The 24,391-nt window shown below is 45.3% G+C and carries 23 protein-coding genes and 1 pseudogene; 14 read left to right on the top strand and 10 right to left on the bottom strand.

Features of this window, described 5'->3' with window-relative positions; translation table 11 throughout:
- Positions 1-117: 117 nt before the first annotated feature.
- The 4 genes from ABDW33_RS07625 to ABDW33_RS07610 are packed head-to-tail and all read right to left on the bottom strand — an operon-like array spanning position 118 to position 2,913.
- Positions 118-357, bottom strand: a complete 240-nt coding sequence (locus ABDW33_RS07625; RefSeq protein WP_343689470.1) for a hypothetical protein — start codon at positions 355-357, stop codon at positions 118-120.
- Between the two features lie 24 nt (positions 358-381).
- Positions 382-1,287 (bottom strand): outer membrane beta-barrel protein, encoded by a 906-nt coding sequence (locus tag ABDW33_RS07620; RefSeq protein ID WP_343689469.1) that lies wholly within the window; start codon positions 1,285-1,287, stop codon positions 382-384.
- A gap of 52 nt (positions 1,288-1,339) precedes the next feature.
- Entirely contained in the window at positions 1,340-2,401 is a 1,062-nt protein-coding gene (locus ABDW33_RS07615) for a hypothetical protein (protein WP_343689468.1), read from the bottom strand.
- A 26-nt stretch (positions 2,402-2,427) separates the two neighbouring features.
- A complete protein-coding gene (locus ABDW33_RS07610; protein ID WP_183289204.1) occupies positions 2,428-2,913 on the bottom strand; it encodes an RNA polymerase sigma factor in 486 nt (161 codons plus the stop codon).
- A gap of 365 nt (positions 2,914-3,278) precedes the next feature.
- Between ABDW33_RS07610 and kbl the strand changes: the two genes are divergently transcribed.
- The 8 genes and pseudogenes from kbl (at position 3,279) to ABDW33_RS07570 (ending at position 10,953) form a co-directional block, all read left to right on the top strand.
- Positions 3,279-4,466 (top strand): glycine C-acetyltransferase, encoded by a 1,188-nt coding sequence (kbl, locus tag ABDW33_RS07605; RefSeq protein WP_343689467.1) that lies wholly within the window; start codon positions 3,279-3,281, stop codon positions 4,464-4,466.
- Between the two features lie 68 nt (positions 4,467-4,534).
- Entirely contained in the window at positions 4,535-5,347 is an 813-nt protein-coding gene (gene blaOXA, locus ABDW33_RS07600; protein WP_343689466.1) for a class D beta-lactamase, read from the top strand.
- A 185-nt stretch (positions 5,348-5,532) separates the two neighbouring features.
- Positions 5,533-6,567 carry a VWA domain-containing protein gene (locus ABDW33_RS07595; protein ID WP_343689465.1) on the top strand — a complete coding sequence of 345 codons (1,035 nt, stop codon included), beginning with the start codon at positions 5,533-5,535 and terminating at the stop codon, positions 6,565-6,567.
- Positions 6,564-7,367 carry a tetratricopeptide repeat protein gene (locus tag ABDW33_RS07590; RefSeq protein WP_343689464.1) on the top strand — a complete coding sequence of 268 codons (804 nt, stop codon included), beginning with the start codon at positions 6,564-6,566 and terminating at the stop codon, positions 7,365-7,367. The genes ABDW33_RS07595 and ABDW33_RS07590 overlap by 4 nt, the downstream gene beginning before the upstream one ends.
- Before the next feature lie 56 nt (positions 7,368-7,423).
- A pseudogene (ispG, locus tag ABDW33_RS07585) lies at positions 7,424-8,308 on the top strand ((E)-4-hydroxy-3-methylbut-2-enyl-diphosphate synthase); the annotation flags it as partial.
- A gap of 327 nt (positions 8,309-8,635) precedes the next feature.
- Positions 8,636-9,367, top strand: coding sequence for a flavodoxin-dependent (E)-4-hydroxy-3-methylbut-2-enyl-diphosphate synthase (locus ABDW33_RS07580; RefSeq protein ID WP_343689645.1), 732 nt, complete (start codon positions 8,636-8,638; stop codon positions 9,365-9,367).
- 326 nt (positions 9,368-9,693) lie between these two features.
- A complete protein-coding gene (locus ABDW33_RS07575) occupies positions 9,694-9,990 on the top strand; it encodes a hypothetical protein (RefSeq protein ID WP_343689463.1) in 297 nt (98 codons plus the stop codon).
- A gap of 57 nt (positions 9,991-10,047) precedes the next feature.
- Positions 10,048-10,953, top strand: coding sequence for a LysR substrate-binding domain-containing protein (locus tag ABDW33_RS07570; RefSeq protein WP_343689462.1), 906 nt, complete (start codon positions 10,048-10,050; stop codon positions 10,951-10,953).
- 48 nt (positions 10,954-11,001) lie between these two features.
- Here ABDW33_RS07570 and ABDW33_RS07565 read toward each other — a convergent pair whose 3' ends face one another.
- From ABDW33_RS07565 to ABDW33_RS07545, 5 genes are all read right to left on the bottom strand, one after another.
- Positions 11,002-11,502, bottom strand: coding sequence for a hypothetical protein (locus ABDW33_RS07565; protein ID WP_343689461.1), 501 nt, complete (start codon positions 11,500-11,502; stop codon positions 11,002-11,004).
- An 84-nt stretch (positions 11,503-11,586) separates the two neighbouring features.
- Positions 11,587-11,955, bottom strand: coding sequence for a hypothetical protein (locus ABDW33_RS07560; RefSeq protein ID WP_343689460.1), 369 nt, complete (start codon positions 11,953-11,955; stop codon positions 11,587-11,589).
- A 210-nt stretch (positions 11,956-12,165) separates the two neighbouring features.
- A complete protein-coding gene (locus ABDW33_RS07555; RefSeq protein ID WP_343689459.1) occupies positions 12,166-12,660 on the bottom strand; it encodes a hypothetical protein in 495 nt (164 codons plus the stop codon).
- Complete coding sequence (locus ABDW33_RS07550) at positions 12,661-13,164, bottom strand: sigma-70 family RNA polymerase sigma factor (RefSeq protein ID WP_343689458.1); 504 nt, start codon at positions 13,162-13,164, stop codon at positions 12,661-12,663.
- A gap of 76 nt (positions 13,165-13,240) precedes the next feature.
- Positions 13,241-13,702 carry an SRPBCC family protein gene (locus ABDW33_RS07545; RefSeq protein WP_343689457.1) on the bottom strand — a complete coding sequence of 154 codons (462 nt, stop codon included), beginning with the start codon at positions 13,700-13,702 and terminating at the stop codon, positions 13,241-13,243.
- A gap of 53 nt (positions 13,703-13,755) precedes the next feature.
- Between ABDW33_RS07545 and ABDW33_RS07540 the strand changes: the two genes are divergently transcribed.
- From ABDW33_RS07540 to recR, 3 genes are all read left to right on the top strand, one after another.
- Positions 13,756-16,914, top strand: coding sequence for an ATP-dependent DNA helicase (locus ABDW33_RS07540; RefSeq protein WP_343689456.1), 3,159 nt, complete (start codon positions 13,756-13,758; stop codon positions 16,912-16,914).
- Between the two features lie 83 nt (positions 16,915-16,997).
- Positions 16,998-18,506 (top strand): Ig-like domain-containing protein, encoded by a 1,509-nt coding sequence (locus ABDW33_RS07535; protein ID WP_343689455.1) that lies wholly within the window; start codon positions 16,998-17,000, stop codon positions 18,504-18,506.
- Positions 18,507-18,552: 46 nt separating this feature from the next.
- The gene (recR, locus tag ABDW33_RS07530; RefSeq protein WP_343689454.1) at positions 18,553-19,170 is read left to right on the top strand and encodes a recombination mediator RecR; all 618 of its coding nucleotides are present in this window, start codon (positions 18,553-18,555) and stop codon (positions 19,168-19,170) included.
- 102 nt (positions 19,171-19,272) lie between these two features.
- Here the strand turns inward: recR and ABDW33_RS07525 are convergent, their stop codons facing one another.
- Positions 19,273-19,485, bottom strand: coding sequence for a hypothetical protein (locus ABDW33_RS07525; protein WP_343689453.1), 213 nt, complete (start codon positions 19,483-19,485; stop codon positions 19,273-19,275).
- Between the two features lie 271 nt (positions 19,486-19,756).
- On the opposite strand from ABDW33_RS07525, the gene ABDW33_RS07520 reads away from it, so the two are divergent.
- The 3 genes from ABDW33_RS07520 (at position 19,757) to ABDW33_RS07510 (ending at position 24,391) form a co-directional block, all read left to right on the top strand.
- On the top strand, positions 19,757-20,773 hold the full coding sequence (locus tag ABDW33_RS07520; protein WP_343689452.1) for a homocysteine S-methyltransferase family protein: 1,017 nt from the start codon (positions 19,757-19,759) through the stop codon (positions 20,771-20,773).
- Positions 20,774-20,804: 31 nt separating this feature from the next.
- Positions 20,805-23,555: a methionine synthase gene (gene metH, locus ABDW33_RS07515; protein ID WP_343689451.1), complete on the top strand. Its 2,751-nt coding sequence runs from the start codon at positions 20,805-20,807 to the stop codon at positions 23,553-23,555.
- 71 nt (positions 23,556-23,626) lie between these two features.
- Positions 23,627-24,391: an exodeoxyribonuclease III gene (locus ABDW33_RS07510; protein ID WP_343689450.1), complete on the top strand. Its 765-nt coding sequence runs from the start codon at positions 23,627-23,629 to the stop codon at positions 24,389-24,391.

The raw sequence follows: 24,391 nt of genomic DNA, 5'->3' as shown, positions 1-24,391 counted from the left end.
AGGTTCATTTGTTGGTTTTTGAATAAAAACCAAATATAACGGTAAGTTTCAACTTCCTACAAACTGGAAATTGTTAAAAGGAGTATAAAGGTGAGCAGCGGACCAGGTGCTCAGGTCCTACCTCACAATGAAGTGATCCTGCTTCGGTAACAGGATAGAGTCGGCAGCATGTCTTTTAGCAGCATTGGCTATAAATAATGGAACAGGCGAATGTGATTCCCTCTGAACATATCCATCCTGACTTTGTCCTGCATCCGGTCCACGACCATAGATCTTAACACCAACTATTCTCTTATCACATGAGTGGGCCCAGATTATAAATCCGGTACAAACCATAAACGTAATGAATGAGCGCATACTAACTTATTTGATCCCCACGTATTAAAAACCATTGAAACGTAATCCCACAGAAAAAGGATATTGCTCAAGACCATAATCATGTAATGGCGTCAATGCAAAGTTGCCATACAGCTTTACAGGGCCATATCCTACATCTCCGGTAATACTGAGTCTCCATTTATTAAGATTAAAATCGTCAACTTTCTTTACTTTCCCTCGTTCACGGCTGATCTGTTTTGTACGGGCTTTTACCAGGTACCCACCCATAATACCCATACTCATTTTGAATGCACGTGAAGGACGGGCTGGATTGCTGTTAAAGTTCAACATGACAGGCACACTCAAATACTCTGCAAACAGCTTATTCTTTGAAAAGCTCACAGTATCCCTCATAATAGTAGTGGGATAACCGGGAACATAAGTAATATTACGGGCAAAACGATAGTTGTTCATCTCCACTCCAAAGGAATAAATCAGGTTCAGCTTATGTTTGTATAGATTCAATCGCTGCTGGAACAACCAGATATTTACATTTATAGATTTACCGGCAATCAGTTTAAATTCTGACGGAGTAAGTGGCGAACTGCCTACTCTGGGTGCCAGGGTATTTAACCCCGCTGCTGAATAAGTGTATGCCTTCATGTCACTAAAGTATACATCACTGGGGGCACTATACAGGGCTAATGAAGCAGCTCCGTTATAATCACTCCGGTCCATATAATTATTATATCCCAGATCAAAAACGAACCAACGCGTCTGTAAATTGCGTTTTAGTTGTGTCCTGGCATATGCCGTATCATTATACACCTTAAAGATGCGCTTTCCCTTTGCATCTTTTCCCTGTACAATAATCAAGCCTTTCACCTGAATAGTGTCGGCTGTCTGGGCATGAACACCCGCACAAATGAAAAGCAATAAAATTAAACAGCGTAATACTTTACACTTCATATTGATAATTCTTACATATAAGATGGCCGTCCTGACAACAGCTTTGCTATGCTTATTTCTTCTTTTTGGAAAAGAATCGCGCTACGTTTGCAACTCCATTTAATATCTTACTATCTCCTCTCATTGTCACTGACACAACAAGTTCTCCCTGAACGGGCCTGGAAGCTTCCGTTATCCGGGTATGCATGGCATCTTCTTTATTGTTATCCGATTTGGCTATTACCGGCGCTTTATCAGTTTCATTGGTGATTCCAGCGTTGGCTATTTTCTGTTGCTCCTTCTGTTCCTTCAGCTGTTGTACAATCTCACTGGTGGTACTTTCTGGCTGAGGTAATTTGTTCAGTGCCACAGAAGCCGGAACATCATCCTGCCGGGCCGCCGGGGCAGCTGGCGGAGGAGTCGTAGCTGTTATGCTATGTGTTGCCGGAGCTACATGCGCCGTAACAACGGGTTGAGTGCTGGCAGTATGAGGATTAGCAGCCGGCTTTTCTACCGCTGCAACAGCTGGCTTGTCATTTACCTGTTGCTGGGGGGAAGAATGTGGCGGCAAGGGAACAGCGGGTTGCTTTTGCTGCTGATGAACGGCCACTTCTGCACCAGGCCCTTCCAAATGTCGTGGAGGAATCAATAATATTGCTACACCAGCTACTACAGCAGCTGCCGCAGCCCACCACCAGATGGCACGAACCCGGGTCTTGTTCCGGTAAAGCACTGACTTATCAGGGAATATGACAGAAAGGTCCGGTTGTAATCTCGATGCCTCCAGCAGCCGCAGCTCCCGGCTGATGTGTGGATGCTGTTGGGCCAGCACCTCAACTTTGCGTTGATCTGCTGTACTCAGTTCTTTATCTACATACTTCAGTAAAAAGTCTTCGTAGTTTCCGGCGGAAAGCGTATCGGCTTCTGACTGCCTGTATAGCATTTCCTTCCTGTCAAAACGCAGTTCGTTGTCCGGCACTATACGTGCCGACTGCAGCAGGATTAATTCCTGCCTGCACTTAGGGTGCTGCTGAAGGAAAACCTCCAGCGCTGCCTGCTCCTCCTCATTCAATTCACCGTCCACGGCACTCAGCAGGTACTCCTCATAGTTCGATATGTCTATATTTATCGCCAAAGTCTGATAAATAATTAAAAATCAGATCAAATTACATTTTCGATTTTCACAAGATACTGCTTCAGATGCAACCTCGCCCTATGTAGATATACTTTTACCTGCGAAGGATTCAGTTGCATGATCTCTCCTATCTCCTCATAACTATATCCCTCATAGTCCTTTAACAGAATCAGGGATCGTTGTACATCTGTTAGTTTATCCAGCGCTTTCTCCAATACTTTCCTGGCATCGTTTATCTTCTGCTCGCTAATCTTCGTCTCTTCCTTAAACTCATCGACCAGTGTTATCCGCTTTACCTTACGGACATGGTCTATCATATTGTGGTAAGCTACTGTAAAGAGATATGACTTGGCCTTTTCAAAAGGCACATCTATACAATGTTTCCACAATATTTCAAACGCATTCTGTACCACGTCTCTCGCATCCTCTGTATGGTCTAGGTTCTTTACTATAAACCGGAAGAGATTATCCGCGTACAGATCCACGCATTTGTTGTACTCCTTTTCCGTCATCCAGGTGTTGCAGGATTTTAGTGCTAATGTCCGACAATTAACTTTAAACGCATCTCTTCCTCTTGTCCCGCCCAACTACGTACCATAATTTTCTGCAATATTTCCCATCTTTTTCCGAATGGCAGAACTTCCCGCGGGCGCTCAAGCCATCAATTCACTACATACAGCGCGGAAATATTCAGTCCGGATCATTTCTCCTGGATAAAACAGGATCAGGGTGCAGACATTATTATGACGCAAAGCTTCAACCAAATGTTACACCCCCGTCAAACTTTTTATATAACTGCCAGAATTCGCTTCCCAGATCCCCGAATCGTAATACTTTTATTGCCATAACTTTGAACCCGGTTACAAAATCTGCTACTATGAACGAAAAATTCATTACCCGCCTGCAGGAGGAACTGAACGAGATCCGTACTGCCGGCCTTTTTAAAAACGAAAGGATCATCACCTCTGAACAAGGTGCCGAAATCCAGGTAGGTGGCAATACTGTACTTAACTTTTGCGCCAATAACTACCTGGGCCTTTCCAGTAACCCCAAGGTGGTGCAGGCTGCAAAAGATGCGATTGATACACATGGATATGGTATGAGCAGCGTGCGATTTATATGTGGTACTCAGGATATTCACCGCGAATTGGAACAAAAAATTGCACAATTCCTTGGTACTGAAGACACTATCCTCTATGTTGCTGCCTTTGATGCAAACGGTGGAGTATTCGAACCCCTGTTCAACGAACAGGATGCTATCATTTCCGATGCTCTCAACCATGCTTCTATTATAGATGGTGTACGCCTGTGTAAAGCACAACGTTACCGCTATGAACATAATAATATGGCTGACCTCGAAGCCAAACTGCAGGAAACCGCAGGTCTTCGTAGCCGTATCATTGTTACCGATGGCTCTTTCAGCATGGACGGTACCATCGCCCAGCTGGACAAGATCTGTGATCTGGCAGATAAATACGATGCCATCGTAATGATCGATGAAAGCCACTCTTCCGGATTCCTCGGGAAAACCGGCCGCGGTACTCATGAATATCGAAATGTAATGGGCCGTATCGACATTATCACCGGTACCCTCGGTAAAGCATTGGGTGGTGCATCAGGTGGTTTTACCAGCGGTAAAAAAGAGATCATTGACATGCTCCGCCAGCGTAGCCGTCCTTATCTCTTCTCTAACTCTGTAGCCCCCAGCATTGTAGGCGCTTCTATCGCCGTGCTCGACATGCTCAGTTCTACCACCGAACTCCGGGACAAACTTGAATATAATACCAAATATTTCCGGACAAAAATGACGGAGGCCGGTTTCGACATCAAACCAGGTGATCACCCGATTGTGCCTGTAATGCTGTACGATGCCGTACTCAGCCAACAGTTTGCCGAAAAACTGTTAAAAGAAGGAATCTACGTTATCGGATTCTTCTTCCCGGTTGTTGCCAAAGGCCAGGCCCGCATCCGCGTTCAGTTGAGTGCTGCTCACGAACAAGCCCATCTGGACAAAGCAATCGCCGCCTTCACCAAAGTAGGAAAGGAATTAGGTGTGATTAAATAATTAGAAGCCCGCTCCTAAGGCGGGCTTCTTCCTTTTATATATTACTTTTGCAGGATCAAAATTTTGCTATGATGAAACAAACCGGTTGGCTGCTACTGCTGATGGCGATCTTAGTGAATGCCTGCGCACCAAATAATGTGCACGTTCAGAAAGAATGGGAAAAGTATTTTACCGACAATAAGGTAGAAGGCACCTTTATGTTGTTCGACAACGGACAAGGATCTTTTAAGGTATATAATATTGATCGCGCTAAAGAACGCTTCCTGCCAGCTTCCACCTTCAAGATCTTCAATTCCCTGGTTGGCCTGGAGACCGGTGTGATCAAGGATACCGCCACTGTTATTCCATGGAATGGCGTACACCACCAGGGCGCTGACTCCGTATGGGATCGTGACCTGAGCATGCAGCAGGCTTTCCGCCTATCTGCAGTTCCTTATTTCCAGGAAGTAGCCCGTCGCATTACCAAACCTGTCATGCAGCACTACCTGGATACCGTGAAATATGGCAACATGAAAATCAGCCGAATCGATACCTTCTGGCTGGATAACAGCCTCCGCATCTCTCCGGATGAAGAACTGGGATTCGTGAAGAAACTCTATTTTGATGAGCTTCCCTTCCATAAACTGACCATGCAATGGGTACGTGAAGTAATGCTAATGGAAAAAACACCTAAATACGAGCTGCGCTACAAAACTGGTTGGGGCCAGGAAGGTAAAAAACAGATCGGTTGGATAGTAGGCTGGATCGAAGAAAACGGACATCCTGCTTTCTTTGTACTCAACATCGAATCTGATAATCCAAACATTGACATGGAAAAAGTGAGAATGAATATCACAAAAAGTATTCTCCAGGAAGCCGGTTATATGGAAGGACACAAATAAATAATTTTAAGAAAAGGCCGCCCAAAACGGCCTTTTTTCATGCCTGAAAAAATCACTTGACGCTGTCAATCAATTCGTTGCCTCCGTCAACCATCTTCTTTCCACCTCTTACCTACGTTAAAAATCTCCTAAATCCTTACCCTCTAATAGTGTAAAACGTACTAAAAAAATTATATTTGATCCCTATGATGTTACGTTTTCAGCATAGCGAATATTTATGGGCCTTAGTACTGCTGCTGGTATTGCAACTGGCGTTTATCAGCATCTCCTGGTGGAAGCGCAGCTCAATACGCAAATTGGGTGACCCGGTACTGGTAGAGAAACTATTCACCGGTTACTCCCGCCGGCGGTTTGCATTCCGCTTCCTCCTTATTTTCCTCGCTTTTTTCTTTGGCGTCCTCGGATTGGCCAATATCCAAAAAGGAAGTCGTATGGAAAAAATAACCCGCAAAGGGGTGGATGTAGTCATTGCCCTCGATGTCAGTAAAAGTATGCTGGCCGGCGATGTAAAACCCGATCGCCTTACCCGCGCCAAACAATTAATTTCAAAACTCGTTGATAAACTGGATAACGACCGTGTCGGCCTGGTTGTTTTTGCTGGTAACGCTTACCTGCAAATGCCACTGACCATCGATTACTCTGCTGCAAAAATGTACCTGAGCACAGTAAGCCCGGACATGATCCCAACTCAGGGTACCGCTATCGGTCAGGCCATTCAGGTGAGCGATGAGGCTTTCAATAAAAAGGAACGTAAACACAAATCCCTCATCATTATCTCCGATGGGGAAGATCATGACGAAACTGCCATCTCCAAAGCCAATGCTGCATTCGACGCTGGGGTTGTGATCAATACCATCGGTATTGGTTCGCCTACCGGATCTCCATTACCAGATCCTGAAACCGGCACCTACAAAAAGGATAAAGATGGCAACACCGTCATCTCCAAACTCAACGAAGAAGAGCTGAAACGCATAGCTGCCGCCGGGAAAGGCATCTACGAACACCTGGATAATAATACCGAAGAAGTGGTGAATTCTCTGGTCCATAAAATAGACAGCATGGAACAGAAAGAGTTCGGAGAGAATATTTTTACAGACTACAACAGCTATTTCCAATATTTTCTCGTTATTAGCCTGATACTGCTGGTAGCGGAGTTCTTTATTCCGGAAATTAAGCGCAGCGCACGCGCCAATGTTGTCACTGCTACAGAAAAACCATGAGAAAGAATAACCTGACATATCACCTTTTGCTGACTGGCTTGTTCCTCTGCATTTGTAATTACTCCTTCGCCCAGAATGGTAATAAGTACATCCGCAAAGGCAACGAACTGTACTCAAAACAGCAATACACCGATGCTGAAGCAAACTACAAGAAAGCACTGGAAGTCAACCAGGCGTCTGTAGAAGGCAGGTATAACCTGGGTAACTCCATGTACGAGCAAAAACGCTACGACGACGCTCGTGCACAATACCTGAATAGCTTTAAGATGGCACCTAACAAAACTCAGAAAGCAGATGCCAGCTACAACATCGGAAACACCTTTATGGAAGGAAAGAAATGGGAAGAAAGCATCAAGGCTTACAAAGAAGCCCTGAAGATGAATCCCACTGATGCCCAGGCTCGCTATAACCTTGCATATGCACAGGCCATGCTGAAAAAACAGCAGGGCAACGGAGGAAACGACAACAAAGACCAGCAGAACAAGGATAAAAACAAAGACAAAAAAGATCAGCAGAACAAAGACAATAAGGACAACCAGGATAAAAAGGATCAAAACAAAGATCAACAGAACAAAGACAATAAGGACCAAAATAAAAACAACAAAGACCAGCAGAATAAGGACAAAGACAATAAAGACCAAAAAGATCAGCAGGACGAGAAACCGCAACCACAACCCAGCAAACTGGATAAACAGGAGGCAGAACGATACCTGCAGGCTTTAGGTCAGGAGGAAAAGAAACTGCAGGACAAAATGAAGAAAGCAAAAGGACAGGTTGTGCCTGTGGATAAGGATTGGTGATTTAACATCCCACGTGATGCTTTTTGTTACCTTTGCCCTGGATATTTTTTCGAACTATGCAGTTATATTGTAATTCACTGACGGAGTATAAAAGGTTGGCTACGCTGGAAGTTAAGGTAGGCGATTTGTTGATAGGGAATTTTAACCCTGTGCGTATCCAGACCATGACAACTACAGATACAATGAACACCCTGGCTACTGTAGAGCAGGCCATCCGTTGTATCGAAGCGGGCTCCGAACTGGTGCGTATCACTGCGCCCAGCAAAAAAGAAGCAGAAAATCTGCTGCCCATAAAAAGCGAACTGCGTAAAAGAGGCTATCATACTCCCCTCGTAGCCGATATCCACTTCACTCCCAATGCCGCTGAAATAGCAGCCCGTATCGTGGAAAAAGTGCGTATCAACCCCGGCAACTTCGTAGATAAAAAGAAATTTGAAACCATCAACTATACAGACAGTGAGTACCTGGCTGAAACCGATCGTATTCGCAAACAGTTCACTCCACTGGTAAACATCTGTAAAGAATATGGTACAGCGATGCGCATCGGTACCAACCATGGTTCCCTCAGCGATCGTATCATGAGCCGGTATGGAGATACCCCCATGGGTATGGTGGAAAGCGCAATGGAATTTCTCCGTATTGCGGAAGATCTCAGCTATCGCAACATCATTCTGAGTATGAAAGCCAGTAATCCGCAGGTAATGGTGCAGGCTTACCGTCTGCTCATTCAAACTATGCAGGAAGAACTGGGGCACTGCTATCCATTGCATCTCGGTGTTACTGAAGCCGGTGATGGCGAAGATGGCCGTATCAAGTCAGCCGTTGGTATTGGTACCCTCCTGGAAGATGGTATTGGCGATACTATCCGCGTATCACTTACAGAAGATCCGGAATTCGAATTGCCTGTATGCCGGGATCTGGTAAAACGCTATACCACACGTCAGAATCATACTCCCATCCCTCCCATTGAACAGGTTCCTTACTCTCCATTCAATTACAAACGTCGGGAGTCTGTTGCCTTTAATAATGTAGGAGGTAAACAAGTGCCGGTAGTCGTAGCGGATCTGAGTGACGTAAGTGCTATCAGGCCCGTAGACTTACAGGGCATCGGTTATAATTATGATGAAGCAACTGACAAATGGAATATTGCCGACGCAGCAGCAGATTACCTGTTCTGCCATGTGGCGCTTTCCTTTGCTTTGCCAGGCACACTGAAAGTGATCGTCCCCAAAAACGTTTGGGAAACCGTAGAAGAAAAGGAAAAATATATGCCGCTCTTCTCCGCCGAAGAGTTCATACAAGCCAAAAATACCTCTGAGGTACTGAACTTTGTTGATATCAATACCGGTGTTACTCTGACGGAAGAACTGCTGCTGCAACTCAACAATGGCAAACCAGTTGTACTATGCCTGCATTCCTCTAATCAGCATGCAATGCCGGAAGTACGCCGGGCATTCATGACACTCATGCAACAAAATGTGCAGTTACCATGCATTCTCCGTTGCCTGGCAGCTGATCATACCAATGATGAACACCTGATACACTACGCTACTGAAACCGGTGCACTGTTGCTGGATGGCTTTGGCGATGGCTTGTGGCTGGTGAAAACCGAAACCGCAGCAGATACCGTAGATCATACCCTGCTGAACAATGTTGCGTTCGGCATCCTGCAGGCCACACGTACCCGAATTTCTAAAACTGAATACATCTCCTGCCCTTCCTGCGGTCGTACCCTATTCGATCTGCAGGAAACAACAGCAAGAATCAGAGCAGTAACCAATCACCTCAAAGGAGTGAAGATCGCTATCATGGGCTGCATTGTAAACGGCCCCGGCGAAATGGCAGATGCTGATTTTGGCTATGTAGGCAGCGGCGTTGGCAAAATCACCCTTTACCGAGGCAAAGAAGTGGTAAAACGAGGATTGAATAGTGATGTAGCCGTAGATGAACTGATCAACCTGATCAGGGAAAACGGTATGTGGGTAGAAACAAATAATTAAAATAAAAAAGGGCTGTTGTGAACCAACAGCCCTCGCATCTTTATGCGTGTTCTTGAGGTTAACGGACGAACTAAAATCAATAGTAGGGGTTATTTATATTATTGTCAGACAATCGATGCATCTCTTCTCTAACATTCAATAGCTTTTGGGGTTAATAGTAATATTGTCAGGTTGATACAAAGGTACGTCTGACAAAGGCCCTGAGTCAAGCGTATATATACGTATTTTACATGTGAGAACTACGGGTTTAATAACCTAAGTACCAGTCGCTTAAATACCAGCATTCATCTAATATTTTCTATACTTTAATTTAAATGAACAACACTATGAAAAAGTTTCTGACTGGTGTACTCGCCCTGCTCATGGGTGCCTCTATCGCGTTCGCACAGACTCCTGCAACACAGAAAAAACAGGACAAACCTAAAACTGAAGCTAAACAGGACGCGCCAAAGCTGAAAAAAGACGGCACTCCTGACAAACGTTTCAAAGAAAACAAAGAAGACAAAGCAGCAGCAAACACACCTAAGAAGAAAGACGGTACTCCTGACATGCGTTACAAGGAGAATAAAGAGAAAAAAGACGCGAAAGCAGCTCCAAAAGCTGATGCAAAAAAGAAAGCATAATTATCGTAAAAAGCTGGCTCATAATAGCCAGCTTTTTTATTTTCGTACATTTATCACATGTTGGACTTCAGGTTAAAAGTGTTCTATACAGTTGCAAGACGCCTAAGCTTTACCAAAGCAGCCGAAGAGCTGTTTATTTCCCAGCCCGCCGTGACCAAGCACATTCACGAGCTGGAGCAACAACTGGGCATGGCCCTCTTTGAAAGAATCGGCAACCGTATCAAGATCACCCGTGCAGGGCAGGTGATGCTCAAGCATGCAGACGATATCTTTACCAGCTACCGTAATCTTGAATATGAGATCAACCAGCTCAAACATGAACAGGGTGGCCTGCTGGCCTTAGGTGCAAGTACCACCATCGCACAATACTTCATTCCCCCTTTGCTGGCACAATTCAATCAGCGGTATCCCGAAGTAACTGCCTCCCTGATTAGTGGTAATACCGAACAGATAGAACAGGCACTATTTGACAAAAGTATCCAGCTGGGTCTCATAGAAGGACGCTCCAAAAACCCTGTACTCAAGTATGTGGAGATCGCCAAAGACGAAATAGCATTGATAGGAAATGTAAATTATAACTACGGTGATAACAATACTCCCCTCAATGCTGCCGATCTGAAAAACATTCCCCTGCTCATGCGTGAACATGGCTCTGGTACCCTGGAAGTCATCACCGATGAACTAAAAAGATTAAAATTGAAACTGACCGACCTGCATATAGCCATGTACATGGGGAGTACCGAAAGCATCAAATCTTACCTGCACCACGCCCCCTGTGCCGCATTCCTTTCCTTAAAAGCAGTACAGCGGGAATTGGAAGCTGGAGAATTTAAAATTCTGCCAGTCAGGAACTTTAAACTGGTAAGGAAATTCCATTTTATCTACCTGCAGGGACAACAGGATAAATTAGCACAACTATTCATGCGCTTTTCCAGACAACATACTGAATTACAACAACCATAAATAAAAAAACCGGCCATTATAGCCGGTTTTTGTTTTCAATATTATTTTCTAGCTACGCTGAAGCGTGTAAATGATATACCCTGTTTTGCCTTCATAATTTACTGCGGCTCTCCATACCATGGTCGTCTTGTCAAGCGAGCTGATTTCCACGCGGTAACCTTCCGTAACATTCTTCGCTTTTACACCACCTCCAATTTTCTTGAACTGTAAATTTTCCACACCATCTGCTTTGTAAATAGACCATACAATTGGCTGGGAAGCAGTGCTACAACCGTCGTCTGTAGAAGTCAGCGTATAGGAACCATTGGTCTCATTATTCGGGAATACCCACTGGCTACCTTTAAAACAGCTGTAAGAAGCCTGATCAAAAACAGTGATTTTTGAATGCTGTGGGATCCCTTCAAAGCTGATATCAGTGATAATCCAGTTACCTTTTACGCTCCCCTTGCTTGCGCTCACGTTAGTATTGGTAGCCCCCGACTGGGTCTTACAGGATATGGTGAAGAGAGATGCCAGCAAGCACAATGCTGCTAATGTAAGATGCTTCATGTAAGAAATATTTTAATGTTTAAAAAGGCAGTAACGCAATTAGTTACCGGCTCGAATTTAGAGAAGACAAGAAGTGTACCAAACCTACCTCTGGGTTGATTGTTGCTGCTCCAGGTTGGGCAACATGCGGAGAAAACGGTCTTCCATTTGATGAAAACGGTGATAGAAATAAATGGTGGTGGCCAATAAACCTATGATAATCATGCCCATCGCAATAACCGCACAACGCCACCAGATGCTTACTGTCATGGTATTACGCTGAGGCTGTAGAATATAGGTCGGATTTTCAGGCAATAGCCTTTGGTTCCTGGGTGGTTTCTCCCAGGTAATCCGGGTAGCGATCTTATTCCAGACTATTGCGGGAGGAGTCACTCCCCCTTCTTCCGTAACCCTCTGAAGCCGGTATTCAACCATCGCAATTTCTGTTTCCAACTCCGGATATATGTAACGCATACGTTCCAGCATAGCCACATCTTCAACTGACGCAAGGCCAAGCAGGTAACTTTCTATAATACCACTATCTATGTAATCCTGTAAGTCCAGAAGGCAAAAAATAAAAGAAGTGAAACCATATGTTCCCTCTAAAGGTCAACATCACTTGCCTGCGCAAATGTCAAATTAAAATTTGAAAAATATCACTTTTTTATAGGTTGCCCTGTAAAATCACCTGGGATTAGTAGGTACTTCTGTGCGCGGAGTTAATTGTTCGAGCTTCTTTTCCTGCATTTCATACTTCAAATAGAAGTAAATAGCTGAAGCCAGACAAACTTTCGAAATAATAAACACAGCTATGAAAAAGAGTTTCCACCATTTGTGTACCGTAATATACTGGTTATCCTTTGGCTGGATATTAATATAGGTCGTGTTGTAACTGGCCTTTTCACGGGTATTGGAAGATCTGCGATAATCACCGGTATCATAGTAATCGTCCTCTCTCCAGTTGATACGCTGGAAAATGCGCTCTTTCAACTCCTCTGGAGGCAAAACAGCTTCCGCCAATGCAGTTCTCTCCATACGCCTTTCCACAGCAGCTATTTCACTGTTGAGTTCGGGGTAGAGTTTACGCATATATTGCAGCTCTTCTACCTCTACGTTGGTAGCAAGCCCAAGTACATAGCTCTCTATGATACCGCTTTGTATGTAGTGATCGAGTTCCAATTAATTTCTTAAAAAGTTCCTGAAAGCCATCATTATTTCCTTCATCAGTCCGGCGATCGTCTCGGGCTCTACCCCTGTCATTCGGGCCACTGCTTCCTTGGGTAGCCCCTTAAAGTAGCACAGATAGAACACTTTTTGTTTATCCTGTGGCAATGTATTGGTAAACCGCAGTAGCGAATTGTTCCCCTGGAGTATTACTGCCTTCGTTGTTTCCTCACTCGTATGACTACCCTCTGAAAGAGCTATTTCCCTTGTCAGGCGCATCATCCACCCGAAAAGTGTGGCGTTGCCGGACTGCCTGTAGGTGTATATATCACTATATATACGTACAAATACAGTAGTTAGGATGTCCTCAGCCTTTTTATTATCTGGAACCACCTGTAATATTAAACTATATAATGCTGGTCCATAGTAGTCATATAATAACTCCCTGGCTCCGGGGTCTCCAGCAATCAAGCGTTCAATTAGTAAATGCTCATCAATATGAACAGCAGCCTGTCCCAAATGTTGTAGGTTTAACTATAACTAAGATAGCTAATCTCTCCTTAACCATCAAGTTTCTTGTTATAACATGTAAATGCTATGCGAAGAACTCCTGTACCCGCTGCTTCCTGTAAGCAAAAATCCCTTCCAGCTGACGTCGCACGAAAAGTGCATGTGCAAGCCTGCCCAAAATGCCTAATGGCAATGAGTAATGCACAATATCAGTCATCTTCACGCCCCCTTCCACTGCCTCAAAATGGTGCTGATGATGCCAGAGCCCATATGGCCCCTCCCGCTGTTCGTCTACAAAATACTCACCTTCTTTTACATGCGTAATTTCCGTCATCCAGCGCAAGGGTATGCCAAGCACAGGATGAATAACGTAGGTGATGATTTCACCTGCATAAATCGGTTTATCCGTAACAGGCGAGGTAATGTCAAAACGCATATACGAGGGCGTTATTTTTTCAAGGTTATTTGCCCGTGAAAAAAACGTCCAGGCCTCCGGTATCGATGTATTTAATACCTGCTCATACCGCAACAGATAGATTTTTGCCATAACTTCATATATATTTTAGTGTCGCCAGATGCTAATCCATATCAAATATAGTCATGTCCAGAGATCAATATCAACAACGTTTCGAGGAAGTGTATAATCGGTTAAATGAACGACAGCGGGAAGCCGTTGACAATACCGAAGGCCCTGTGATGGTGATAGCCGGTCCTGGTACCGGCAAAACGCAGATCCTGGCATCGCGTATCGGCAAGATTCTGCGCGACAGCGACTTCTTACCACAAAACATTCTTTGCCTTACTTATACCGACGCAGGTACTGTTGCCATGCGTAAGCGCCTCACCGACTTCATCGGCCCGGATGCTTACCGTGTTAATATCCATACATTCCACTCCTTCTGTAACGAAGTCATACAGGACAACCTGGGCTACTTTGAAAAAAACAGCCTCGATCCTATATCAGAACTGGAAAAAATACAATTGCTCAAAAAACTCATTGACGGCTTTAGCAAACAGAATCCCCTGAAACGTTACCGTGGGGATGTATACTTTGATATGAACAACCTTTCCAACCTCTTCTCTACCATGAAGCGGGAAGGCTGGACCGTTGACTATATCAAAGATGCTATCAAAACCTACATCGACGACCTGCCGAACCGCGACGAATTTATCTGCAAAAGAGCGACCAAAAATTTTAAAAAAGGAGACATTCGTACCGATAAGATAGAAATTGAAGTAGAGAAAATGGCCCGTCTGGAAGCTGCTGTTGAACAATTCATCGTGTTCAATTCCCTCATGCATGCCGCCAACAGGTACGACTTCGATGATATGATCAACTGGGTGATCAGGGCCTTCGAACAACACCCCAATCTCCTGGCAGACTACAAAGAACGCTTTCAATACATCCTCGTGGATGAATACCAGGATACCAGTGGTACCCAGAACCGGCTGATTCAGCAGCTCATTACCGGCGAAGAACTGCCAAACGTGTTTGTAGTAGGCGATGATGACCAGTCCATTTACCGTTTCCAGGGCGCCAATATCGAAAACATGGAGCAGTTTGCCGGCGGCTTTGCAGAAACCCTGCGTACCATTGTACTCACCCAGAACTATCGTTCCGTACAGAACATACTGGATGCGTCTATGACGCTGATTGATAATAACGGCAATTCCCGCCTGGTTAATCAGCTACCAGGACTTAGCAAACAGCTTGTCTCCAGCAATGATAAGCTGATGCACCTGAACATCAGCCCTGTTATCCATCGCTACAATACACCCCGCGATGAAATGGCCGGATTGACAAACACAATGGTATCCCTGCTGGAAAAAGGAGTTCCCCCAGGCAAGATAGCTGTCATCTACCGCGAGAACCGATTTGGGGAAGAGCTCGCACAATACTTCCGTCTCAAAGGCCTTCCTTTCTATTCCAAAAGACATGTGAACCTGTTTGAAAATCCATTCGCCCGCAAAGTATTAACAATACTTCGCTACCTGGCAGCAGAACTGGATACGCCCTACAGCGGAGACGATCTGCTCTTCAAGATCATGCATTTCGACTTCTACGATATTCCACCCGTTGAAATAGCCAAAGTGAGTATCAGAGTAGCTGAAAAAGGATATGCTGAAAAGTCCTCCATCCGTCAATACTTGCAGGAATGGCAAACCACTCGTAACCTCACGCTCTTTACTGAAGCGCCGGAACTGGCCATGATGGAACTAAGTAAAATGATGGAAAGATGGATTAAAGAAGCACATAATCTCACCTTACAACAACTTTTTGCCAGCATTATCAGCGAAGGCGGCATCCTCACCCACATCATGGACTCTCCTGAGAAAATGTGGCTGATGAAAGTATTGCAGGCACTCTTCGATTTCATTAAAGAAGAAACCCGTCGCAACCCCGATCTGGGCCTCGTACCTTTTGTGGAAATGGTTGACCTCATGGAGGCCAATAAAATCCCCATTCCGCTGGTACAGGTATCTGGTAACGAAAAGGGAATTAACCTGATCACCGCACACGGTTCCAAAGGACTGGAATTCGAATATATTTTCCTGGCAGGCACCAACTCTCACCTTTGGGAGAAGAAAAAGAAAAACAACAGCGGATTCTCCTTCCCCGATACCGTGTTCGCCACCCAATCTACCAGCACAGATGAGCAGGAACTGCGCCGCCTCTTTTATGTGGCCATTACCCGTGCAGAAAAATACCTCTATATCAGCTATCCTGAATTCAGATTGGATGGGAAACCGCTGGAACCCAGCATGTTCATCACAGAAATACTGGAACAACACCAGCTGCCCAACGAAAAAGTGGAACTCTCCGAAGAAGCCATGTTCGCCTTCGAATCACTCCATTACAGCAAGCAGCTGGCACCTGAAATAGCCCGTGCAGATCAGTTGTTTATCGACAACCTGCTCGCCAGCTTTACGATGAACGTGACAGCACTGAACAATTACCTTGATTGCCCGCTGGGCTTCTTCTATAAAAACCTTGTCCGCATCCCGACTGGCCGCTCAGAGAATACGGAGTTTGGTTCTGCCGTACACTATGCGCTGGAAAAACTCTTCCAGAAAATGCAGGAAGCAGGCAACAATACCTTTCCTACCCGCGAAGAGTTTGTCAAAGACTTCGTATGGAGCATGCGTCGGAACCGCGAGTGCTTTACCCGCGAGTCTTTTGAAAGAAGAATGGAGTATGGTAAAGAGATCCTGACCAACTACTACGATACCTATATCGGCACCTGGAACAAGATAGTAAGCGTGGAGAGAAACGTGCGCAATATCGTAGTAAGTGGCGTCCCTCTTAAAGGAAAGGTGGATAAACTGGAGTTTGAAGGTAATCAGGTCAATGTAGTAGACTACAAAACCGGTGACTACGAAAAGGCAATCAAAGACTACAAAAAGTTTGACCGCCCTAACGAAAAGAACCCAAATGGAGGTGACTACTGGCGACAGGCAGTGTTCTATAAGATCCTGCTGGAAAACTACCGCTCCAAAAGCTGGCAGGTGGCAAGCACAGAATTCGACTTTGTCGAACCGAATAAACAAAAGGTCTACCACAAGGAAAAAGTGTTCATCACAGCCGATGATATCGCAGCTGTAACACAGCAGATCGTGGATACCTGGACCAAAATTCAAAACAAGGATTTCTATACCGGATGTGGCAAAGAGGATTGTGTATGGTGCAACTTTGTAAAAGATCACAAGCTGCATATCGCACTTCATGACCTGGAAGAAGAAAGCGAAATACAATTTTAACATTTCCCACCCTCCGGCAATATTTGGATTTTACTGATTCAAATTTGATCTTTGGACCCGGTTTTTGGCATAATACGATAAAAATGAATCAGAATTTCCGTGGCTGGGTTTCCCTGCTTACAGTTATCATAGCAAGTGTACTTTTATTCTCCAGCTGTGCGAACATCGTTCCACCCAGCGGAGGCGCAAAAGACACGATACCTCCTGTATTGCTCGGTGCCAGTCCGGCAGATTCCAGCCTGCACTTCAAGGCTCATAAGGTAACGATGTCTTTCAGTGAATACGTAGAGCTGGACAACATCTTCGAAAAACTGATTGTTTCTCCTACCCTGAAACGCACGCCAACCGTAACAGCTAAATTGAGAACCATTACCATGGTGATCAAGGATACGCTGGAAGCCAATACTACTTATACCTTTAACTTCTCTGATGCAATCCGCGATATTAACGAGCGTAATCCTATTCAGGACTTCGCTTATGTAATATCCACCGGCGACTACCTTGATTCCCTGCAGATAAAAGGATATATCATTAATGCTGAAAGCGGCAAACCAGATAGCAACGTATCTGTAATGCTGTACCGCCATTTGGAAGATTCCGTAGTATCCAAGGAAAAACCGGTTTACTACGCACGCTCCAGAGGGAACGGTACGTTCTGGTTCAAAAATCTTGCACCCGGCGATTACAAGCTATTCGCCCTCAAAGAAGAAAACAAAGACCTGCAATACAATGACCCTAAAGAACTAATTGCCTTTCAGGATAGCGTGATTCACCTGCGCGATGAAAATCTGTACGACATACCACTCCTCACTTTCATAGAAAAAGACTCTACGCTAAAAGGGGGAGGGCCCGATGAAATGGGTGAAGCAGGTGGCCCCGGTGGAGCACAGGAAGGAAACAATCCTCCTCCTGAAGAGGACAAGAAGTCTAAAGAAGAAAAAGAGAAAGAAAAGAAAAGAAGGATTCTGGTAGCAGCAACCCTGGGAGAAAAAAACAGCCAGGACCTGGGTATGCCATTGATCGTGAACTTCAGTGCCCCGGTAAAAACACTGGATACAACCCGCATGCTGCTGGCAGAAGATACCACCTTTAAGCCAGTACCTTTCACTACTTTCTTCGATTCTACCCGCAAAGTGCTACATGTCGTATACAACTGGAAAGAAGGTATGCCATACCGCCTTACTATCCCCAAAGAGGCCGTTCTTGATACCCTTGGGCAAGAGCAATCAAAAGCTGATACCATCCTCTTCAACGCCAGGAAAGAATCAGATTATGGTAGTGCGATGCTGACTCTCACACTGAGTGATAGTTTGAGAGCAGCCGGTGGCGATACCATGCACTTTGTGGCACAGCTGGTGAAAGACAAAGAAATAAAGTACTCAGGTAAACTTGTAAAAGGTTCGTGGGTTCAGAAGCGCATTACGCCAGCTGAATATGAAGTAAGGATTCTGCTGGATGATAACAACAATGGCGTTTGGGACCGTGGAGTATACTATGGTACACCCAAAAAACAACCCGAAAGAGTCGTGACCTTCCCTAAAAAGGAGAACATCAAAGCTAACTGGGGAGTACCGATCAAATTACAGTTATAACCGGCCGGGGCACACAGCCCCCACGAAAAATCATTATTTTTGTACCATGATCTTCTCCTCCGCTCTGATAGAAAATGCTGTTAATGAATTTGCGCGGCTGCCGGGTATTGGCAAAAAAACAGCGCTTCGCCTGGTATTACATCTCCTCAAACAGGACCCTGCCCAGGTAAAGCTATTCGGCGAAGTAGTCACCCGTATGCGTGACCAGATCAAGTTTTGCAAGACCTGTCACAACGTCTCCGACGAAGAGATCTGCTCTATCTGCAGTAATCCCTCCCGCAATAAAACTTTAGTGTGTGTTGTGGAAAATATCCGTGATGTCATGGCGATTGAAAATACCCAGCAGTTCAATGGTGTATACCATGTACTGGGAGGCATCATCTCTCCTATTGATGGCATCGGTCCCGATCAGCTGAATATCTATTCCCTCGTAGAAAGAGTGCAGCAGGAAGGAGTCGAAGAAATCATCATGGCGCTGAGCCCGACAATTGAAGGGGACACAACTATTTATTACCTCTCTAAAAAGCTGAAGGATTTTCCTGTAAAGATCACCACCATCGCCCGTGGTATCGCCTTCGGCGGGGAACTGGAATATGCAGATGAAATGACGCTGGCCAGATCTATCTCTAATCGTTTACCACTGGAAAGTTACGTACAGAAATAAAAAACGCCGAAGGTATCAGCGTTCTGCAGCTGCCTTTCAGCGTTTTTTAAATAAATACGAGTGCTCAACAACACCCGTGTGTGTTTAACCTGTAATTCCACGTTATGAAAAAGTTGATGATTGGTCTTTGTCTTTTTGTGGTCCGCCTCCCTCCTCTTCATTGCGCAATTCACGCCAGCGCTCTATCTCATACTTGTTCAGAAAGCAGATCCTAAATACAGTATTGGCTTCATTCTCAGCATCATCAGGCACCGGGTATAAACCAAATTGCGCTAAGTGCTTTTGTAAGCTGTGTACATGCTTCGCAATGCTCATTGTCTTAAATTTTTGTTTAAGCAGGTTAATAACTATGCGGGCAAAGTGGTGGATTCCCTGGTAGTAATCAGACGGTGGTATATCGATCCATTGTTGTATTACCCTACAAATATAGTAGACTTTTAGTTTCAAACAAAATTTTCTCTCATTTTCCCTAATAAAGTAAAAAATTCTGCCAATACATGTTCCAATGGTGATATTTCATATAATGAGGCAATAAATAAGTATCTTTGTATGTCTTTCCGGAAAAAATAGTAAACGCATAATCGATATGAAATCATTATCCCAGTGTGCAGCAGAACGTATTCTGATCATAGATGGTGCCATGGGTACCATGATCCAGCGTTATAAGCTGGAAGAAGCAGATTATAGAGGCGAGCGTTTCAAAGATTATCATCTGGATGTAAAAGGCAACAATGACCTGCTCAACCTGACTCAGCCCCAGATCATCGAAGCCATACACAGAGAATATCTCGAAGCTGGCGCCGACATTATCGAAACCAATACATTTAGTAGTACGACCATTGCAATGGCAGACTATGACATGCAGGCCCTGGCTTTTGAACTAAATGTGGCGGCCGCTCAAATTGCCAAAAGAGCAGCAAATGATTATACAGCAAAAAACCCTGACAAGCCCCGCTTTGTAGCAGGTGCCATCGGTCCGCTGAATAAAACACTCTCCCTCTCCCCTGATGTGAACAATCCGGGCTTCCGCTCCGTTACTTTTGACGAAGTAGTAGCTGCTTATTATGAGCAGATCCGCGGTTTACATGAAGGAGGAGTTGACATACTGCTCATCGAAACTATCTTTGATACACTAAATAGTAAGGCGGCTATCTTTGCAGCCAAACAGTATTTCAGGGATATCAAACAACCAGAATTGCCCATCATGATCTCCGGCACCATCACAGATGCCTCCGGACGTACATTGAGCGGACAAACACTGGAAGCTTTTTATATCTCCGTTATGCATGCCAAACCATTCTCTGTAGGGTTAAACTGTGCATTGGGTGGAGAGCAAATGCGCCCTCACGTAGCTGAACTGGCGCAGATAGCGGGCTGCTATGTCAGCTGTTATCCAAATGCCGGCCTGCCAAATGCATTCGGAGAATACGATGAAACACCGCATGATACAGCCTGCATTATCGAAGACTTTGCCAAAGAAGGCTTCGTAAATATCGTAGGCGGTTGCTGTGGCACCACCCCGGATCATATCCGGCACATTGCCCAGCACGTTGCGAAAATTGCACCCAGAGCGTTACCTGTACAGGAAACAACACTGGCTTAATTAATTTATCCGCTAATTACCATAGCTACCAATGAGCGATACACTCAATACCGCGCAAACTGCCACCGGACAGGAAAAAACTGTCATCAAACCTTTCCTGCGCCTGAGCGGCCTGGAGCCACTGATAGTAAGACCTGAAACCAACTTCATCAATATCGGTGAACGTACCAACGTTACCGGTTCCAAGAAATTTGCCCGCCTGATCAGGGAGGGACAGTACGAAGAAGCACTGTCCGTAGCCCGCCAGCAGGTAGAAAATGGTGCCCAGGTACTGGACGTGAACATGGATGATGCCCTCCTGGATGGTGAAAAAGCAATGACCACTTTCCTGAACCTGCTCGCCGCAGAGCCGGACATCTCAAAGATCCCGGTGATGATCGACTCCAGTAAGTTCAGCATCATTGAAGCAGGTCTGAAATGCCTGCAGGGTAAGTGTATCGTAAACTCTATCTCCCTCAAGGAAGGAGAAGAGAAATTCATTGAACACGCCACCATCTGCAAAAGCTTCGGTGCTGCTGTAGTTGTAATGGCCTTCGATGAATATGGACAGGCTGATACTGAAGAAAAAAAGGTTGCCTTCTGTCACCGTTCCTACAAGATCCTGACAGAGGTTGTTGGCTTTGATCCGCAAGACATCATCTTCGACCCTAACATCTTTGCGATTGCCACCGGTATCGAGGAACACAATAACTATGCAGTAGACTTTATCAACGCCACCCGCCGTATCAAGGAACTGATGCCGCTGACTAGTGTGAGCGGTGGTGTGAGTAACATCTCCTTCTCCTTCAGAGGTAACGATGTGGTGCGCGAAGCCATGCACTCCGTATTCCTGTTCCACGCTATTAAAGCGGGTATGAACATGGGTATCGTCAATGCTGGTATGCTGCAGATCTACGACGAGATCGAACCACAGCTCCGTGAGCTTTGCGACGATGCTATCCTGAATCGCCGCGAAGACGCTACCGAACGCCTTATCGCATTTGCCGAAACCGTTAAGGCAAAAGGCAAAGTGATTGAAAAAGACGAAACCTGGCGCCAGGGATCGGTGGAAGAACGACTGAGCCACGCACTGGTAAACGGCATTACCGACTATATAGAAGCAGATACCGAAGAAGCCAGACAGAAATATCCCCGTCCGCTCGACGTGATCGAAGGGCCGCTTATGGATGGAATGAACGTGGTCGGCGATCTGTTCGGCAGTGGTAAAATGTTCCTGCCACAGGTTGTAAAAAGCGCCCGTGTGATGAAGAAATCTGTAGCCGTACTGACACCCTTTATTGAAGAGGAAAAAGCCAGAATGGTCGCAGAAAATGGCGGTGTGATCAAGTCAGCCGGAAAGATCCTGCTGGCCACCGTAAAGGGCGATGTACACGACATCGGTAAAAACATTGTCGGTGTGGTATTAGGCTGTAATGGTTATGATATCATCGATATGGGTGTAATGGTACCCGCAGAGAAGATCCTGCAGACCGCCCGTCAGGAAGATGTTGATATTATTGGTCTCAGTGGCCTGATCACGCCAAGCCTGGATGAGATGGTACACGTAGCCCGCGAAATGAAACGCCAGCACTTTGAAGTGCCATTATTAATTGGTGGTGCAACTACTTCCCGTACCCATACCGCTGTAAAGATCGCGCCGGAATACGAACATGGGGTGGTGCATGTACTGGATGCATCTCGTAGCGTTACCGTTACAGGAAACCTGCTGAACAAAGCGTTAAAGAAAAACTTCCTGCAGGAAGTAACCGCAGAATACACTAAGCTAAATGACAATTTCCGGAACAAGAAACCGGTGAAACAATACCTGCCTATCGCAGAAGCCCGCCAGAACAAGGCAATCAGAGACTGGACTGGCTTCAATCCAGTGGTGCCTAAACGACTGGGAGTACAGGTATTCAGACAGTATGAACTGGCTGAAATTGCTGAATATATCGACTGGCAGCCCTTCTTTATCTCATGGGAACTGCATGGCAAATTCCCTGCGATCCTGACGGACGAAGTAGTCGGTGTAGAAGCAAGCCGCCTCTACGAGGATGCGAAAGCGATGCTAAAACGTATCGTAGAAGAGAAATGGCTCACTGCCAATGCAGTAATAGGCCTCTTCCCTGCCAACACAACCGCCGATGATACGATCACAGTACTTTCTCCCAAACCAGGACAAGGAACTGTAAAACTGGAATGTCTGCGTCAACAGATCAAGAAAGCACCAGGTCAGCCAAATCTTTCCCTGGCAGACTTTATAGCACCTTCTGATACAGGTATACAAGACTACATGGGAGCGTTTGCAGTCACCACCGGAGGTGATATTGAAGGTTGGCTGGAAAAGTTCAAAACAGACCATGACGACTATAGCAGCATCATGCTGAAAGCCCTTGCAGACAGGTTGGTAGAAGCCTTTGCAGAGCTGATGCACGAGCGTGTGAGAAAGGAATTCTGGGGATATGCAGCAGAAGAACATTTGAGCAAAGATGACCTGATCAGAGAAGAATATGCAGGTATTCGTCCGGCTCCTGGCTATCCTGCCTGTCCTGAACATACAGAGAAATACAAACTATTTGATATGCTGGATGCTACCGAAAATACCGGTATTACCCTGACAGAATCACTCGCCATGTATCCTGCTGCGAGTGTAAGTGGCTGGTATTTCGCAAATCCGGCAGCAAAGTACTTTGGTATAGGCAAAATCGAAAAAGATCAGGTAGAAGATTACGCCGGGCGCAAAGGCTGGACAGTAGAGGAAGCAGAGAAATGGCTTAGACCGGTACTGGAATACGACATGTAAAAACTTCGTTATAATTTTTAGCTGAATGCCGGTGGTTGCGCTGCAATCACCGGCATTCGTATATTTACAGTATGAGAATCATATCGTACAATGTAAACGGGCTCCGTTCTGCCATGACAAAAGGCTTTACAGAATGGCTCAAAACCGACCCCGCCGATATCATCTGCTTACAGGAAATAAAAGCACATAAAGATAATGTAGACTACCAGCAGTTCGACGAGCTTGGCTATGAACACTACTGGTATCCCGCACAGAAAAAGGGATACAGTGGCGTAGCAGTGCTTACCAAAATAAAACCCGACCATGTAGAATATGGAAACGGCTACATGCAGAGCGATGCCGAAGGAAGGGTAATACGCCTCGATTTCGGGGATATCACACTTGTTAACACATATATCCCTTCCGGGACTAGTGGAGACGAAAGACAGACCTATAAATACCAATGGCTGGACGAGTTCTTTGGTTACCTCCATACACTCAAAGCAACAAGGCCTAATATAATAGTGTGCGGTGATTATAACATTGTGCATAAACCAATCGATATCCATGATCCTGTCGGCAACAAGAACAGCAGTGGTTTTCTGGCGGAAGAACGTGCATGGCTGGACAAATTATTCGAGAATGGATTTGTAGATACTTTCCGTCATTTCTGTGCAGATCCACATCAGTACAGTTGGTGGAGTTTCCGCGCCAATGCACGCAACAACAATAAAGGTTGGCGGATTGATTATATCACCGTCACGACTCCCCTGCAGGAAAGGCTGAAAGAGGCGAAGATCTATGCTGATGTAAAGCACTCTGATCACTGCCCTATCTACCTGCAATTAAGCCACTAA

The organism is Chitinophaga sp. (assembly GCF_039596155.1).
GTDB lineage: Bacteria > Bacteroidota > Bacteroidia > Chitinophagales > Chitinophagaceae > Chitinophaga.
This window is presented reverse-complemented; position numbering and strand designations above follow the sequence as displayed.

What these genes read in the sequence shown, in the direction of transcription:
- ABDW33_RS07560 (WP_343689460.1), bottom strand. Translation starts at nt 11,955, where the DNA reads ATGCGTTACATATATCCGGAGTTGGAAACAGAAATTGCGATGGTTGAA.
- metH (WP_343689451.1), top strand. Translation starts at nt 20,805, where the DNA reads ATGAGCGATACACTCAATACCGCGCAAACTGCCACCGGACAGGAAAAA.
- recR (WP_343689454.1), top strand. Translation starts at nt 18,553, where the DNA reads ATGATCTTCTCCTCCGCTCTGATAGAAAATGCTGTTAATGAATTTGCG.
- ABDW33_RS07565 (WP_343689461.1), bottom strand. Translation starts at nt 11,502, where the DNA reads ATGAAGCATCTTACATTAGCAGCATTGTGCTTGCTGGCATCTCTCTTC.
- ABDW33_RS07535 (WP_343689455.1), top strand. Translation starts at nt 16,998, where the DNA reads ATGAATCAGAATTTCCGTGGCTGGGTTTCCCTGCTTACAGTTATCATA.
- ABDW33_RS07580 (WP_343689645.1), top strand. Translation starts at nt 8,636, where the DNA reads ATGCCGCTCTTCTCCGCCGAAGAGTTCATACAAGCCAAAAATACCTCT.
- ABDW33_RS07610 (WP_183289204.1), bottom strand. Translation starts at nt 2,913, where the DNA reads ATGACGGAAAAGGAGTACAACAAATGCGTGGATCTGTACGCGGATAAT.
- ABDW33_RS07625 (WP_343689470.1), bottom strand. Translation starts at nt 357, where the DNA reads ATGCGCTCATTCATTACGTTTATGGTTTGTACCGGATTTATAATCTGG.
- ABDW33_RS07570 (WP_343689462.1), top strand. Translation starts at nt 10,048, where the DNA reads ATGTTGGACTTCAGGTTAAAAGTGTTCTATACAGTTGCAAGACGCCTA.
- ABDW33_RS07540 (WP_343689456.1), top strand. Translation starts at nt 13,756, where the DNA reads ATGTCCAGAGATCAATATCAACAACGTTTCGAGGAAGTGTATAATCGG.
- ABDW33_RS07545 (WP_343689457.1), bottom strand. Translation starts at nt 13,702, where the DNA reads ATGGCAAAAATCTATCTGTTGCGGTATGAGCAGGTATTAAATACATCG.
- ABDW33_RS07575 (WP_343689463.1), top strand. Translation starts at nt 9,694, where the DNA reads ATGAAAAAGTTTCTGACTGGTGTACTCGCCCTGCTCATGGGTGCCTCT.
- ABDW33_RS07525 (WP_343689453.1), bottom strand. Translation starts at nt 19,485, where the DNA reads ATGAGCATTGCGAAGCATGTACACAGCTTACAAAAGCACTTAGCGCAA.
- ABDW33_RS07520 (WP_343689452.1), top strand. Translation starts at nt 19,757, where the DNA reads ATGAAATCATTATCCCAGTGTGCAGCAGAACGTATTCTGATCATAGAT.
- ABDW33_RS07620 (WP_343689469.1), bottom strand. Translation starts at nt 1,287, where the DNA reads ATGAAGTGTAAAGTATTACGCTGTTTAATTTTATTGCTTTTCATTTGT.
- ABDW33_RS07510 (WP_343689450.1), top strand. Translation starts at nt 23,627, where the DNA reads ATGAGAATCATATCGTACAATGTAAACGGGCTCCGTTCTGCCATGACA.
- blaOXA (WP_343689466.1), top strand. Translation starts at nt 4,535, where the DNA reads ATGATGAAACAAACCGGTTGGCTGCTACTGCTGATGGCGATCTTAGTG.
- ABDW33_RS07595 (WP_343689465.1), top strand. Translation starts at nt 5,533, where the DNA reads ATGATGTTACGTTTTCAGCATAGCGAATATTTATGGGCCTTAGTACTG.
- ABDW33_RS07590 (WP_343689464.1), top strand. Translation starts at nt 6,564, where the DNA reads ATGAGAAAGAATAACCTGACATATCACCTTTTGCTGACTGGCTTGTTC.
- kbl (WP_343689467.1), top strand. Translation starts at nt 3,279, where the DNA reads ATGAACGAAAAATTCATTACCCGCCTGCAGGAGGAACTGAACGAGATC.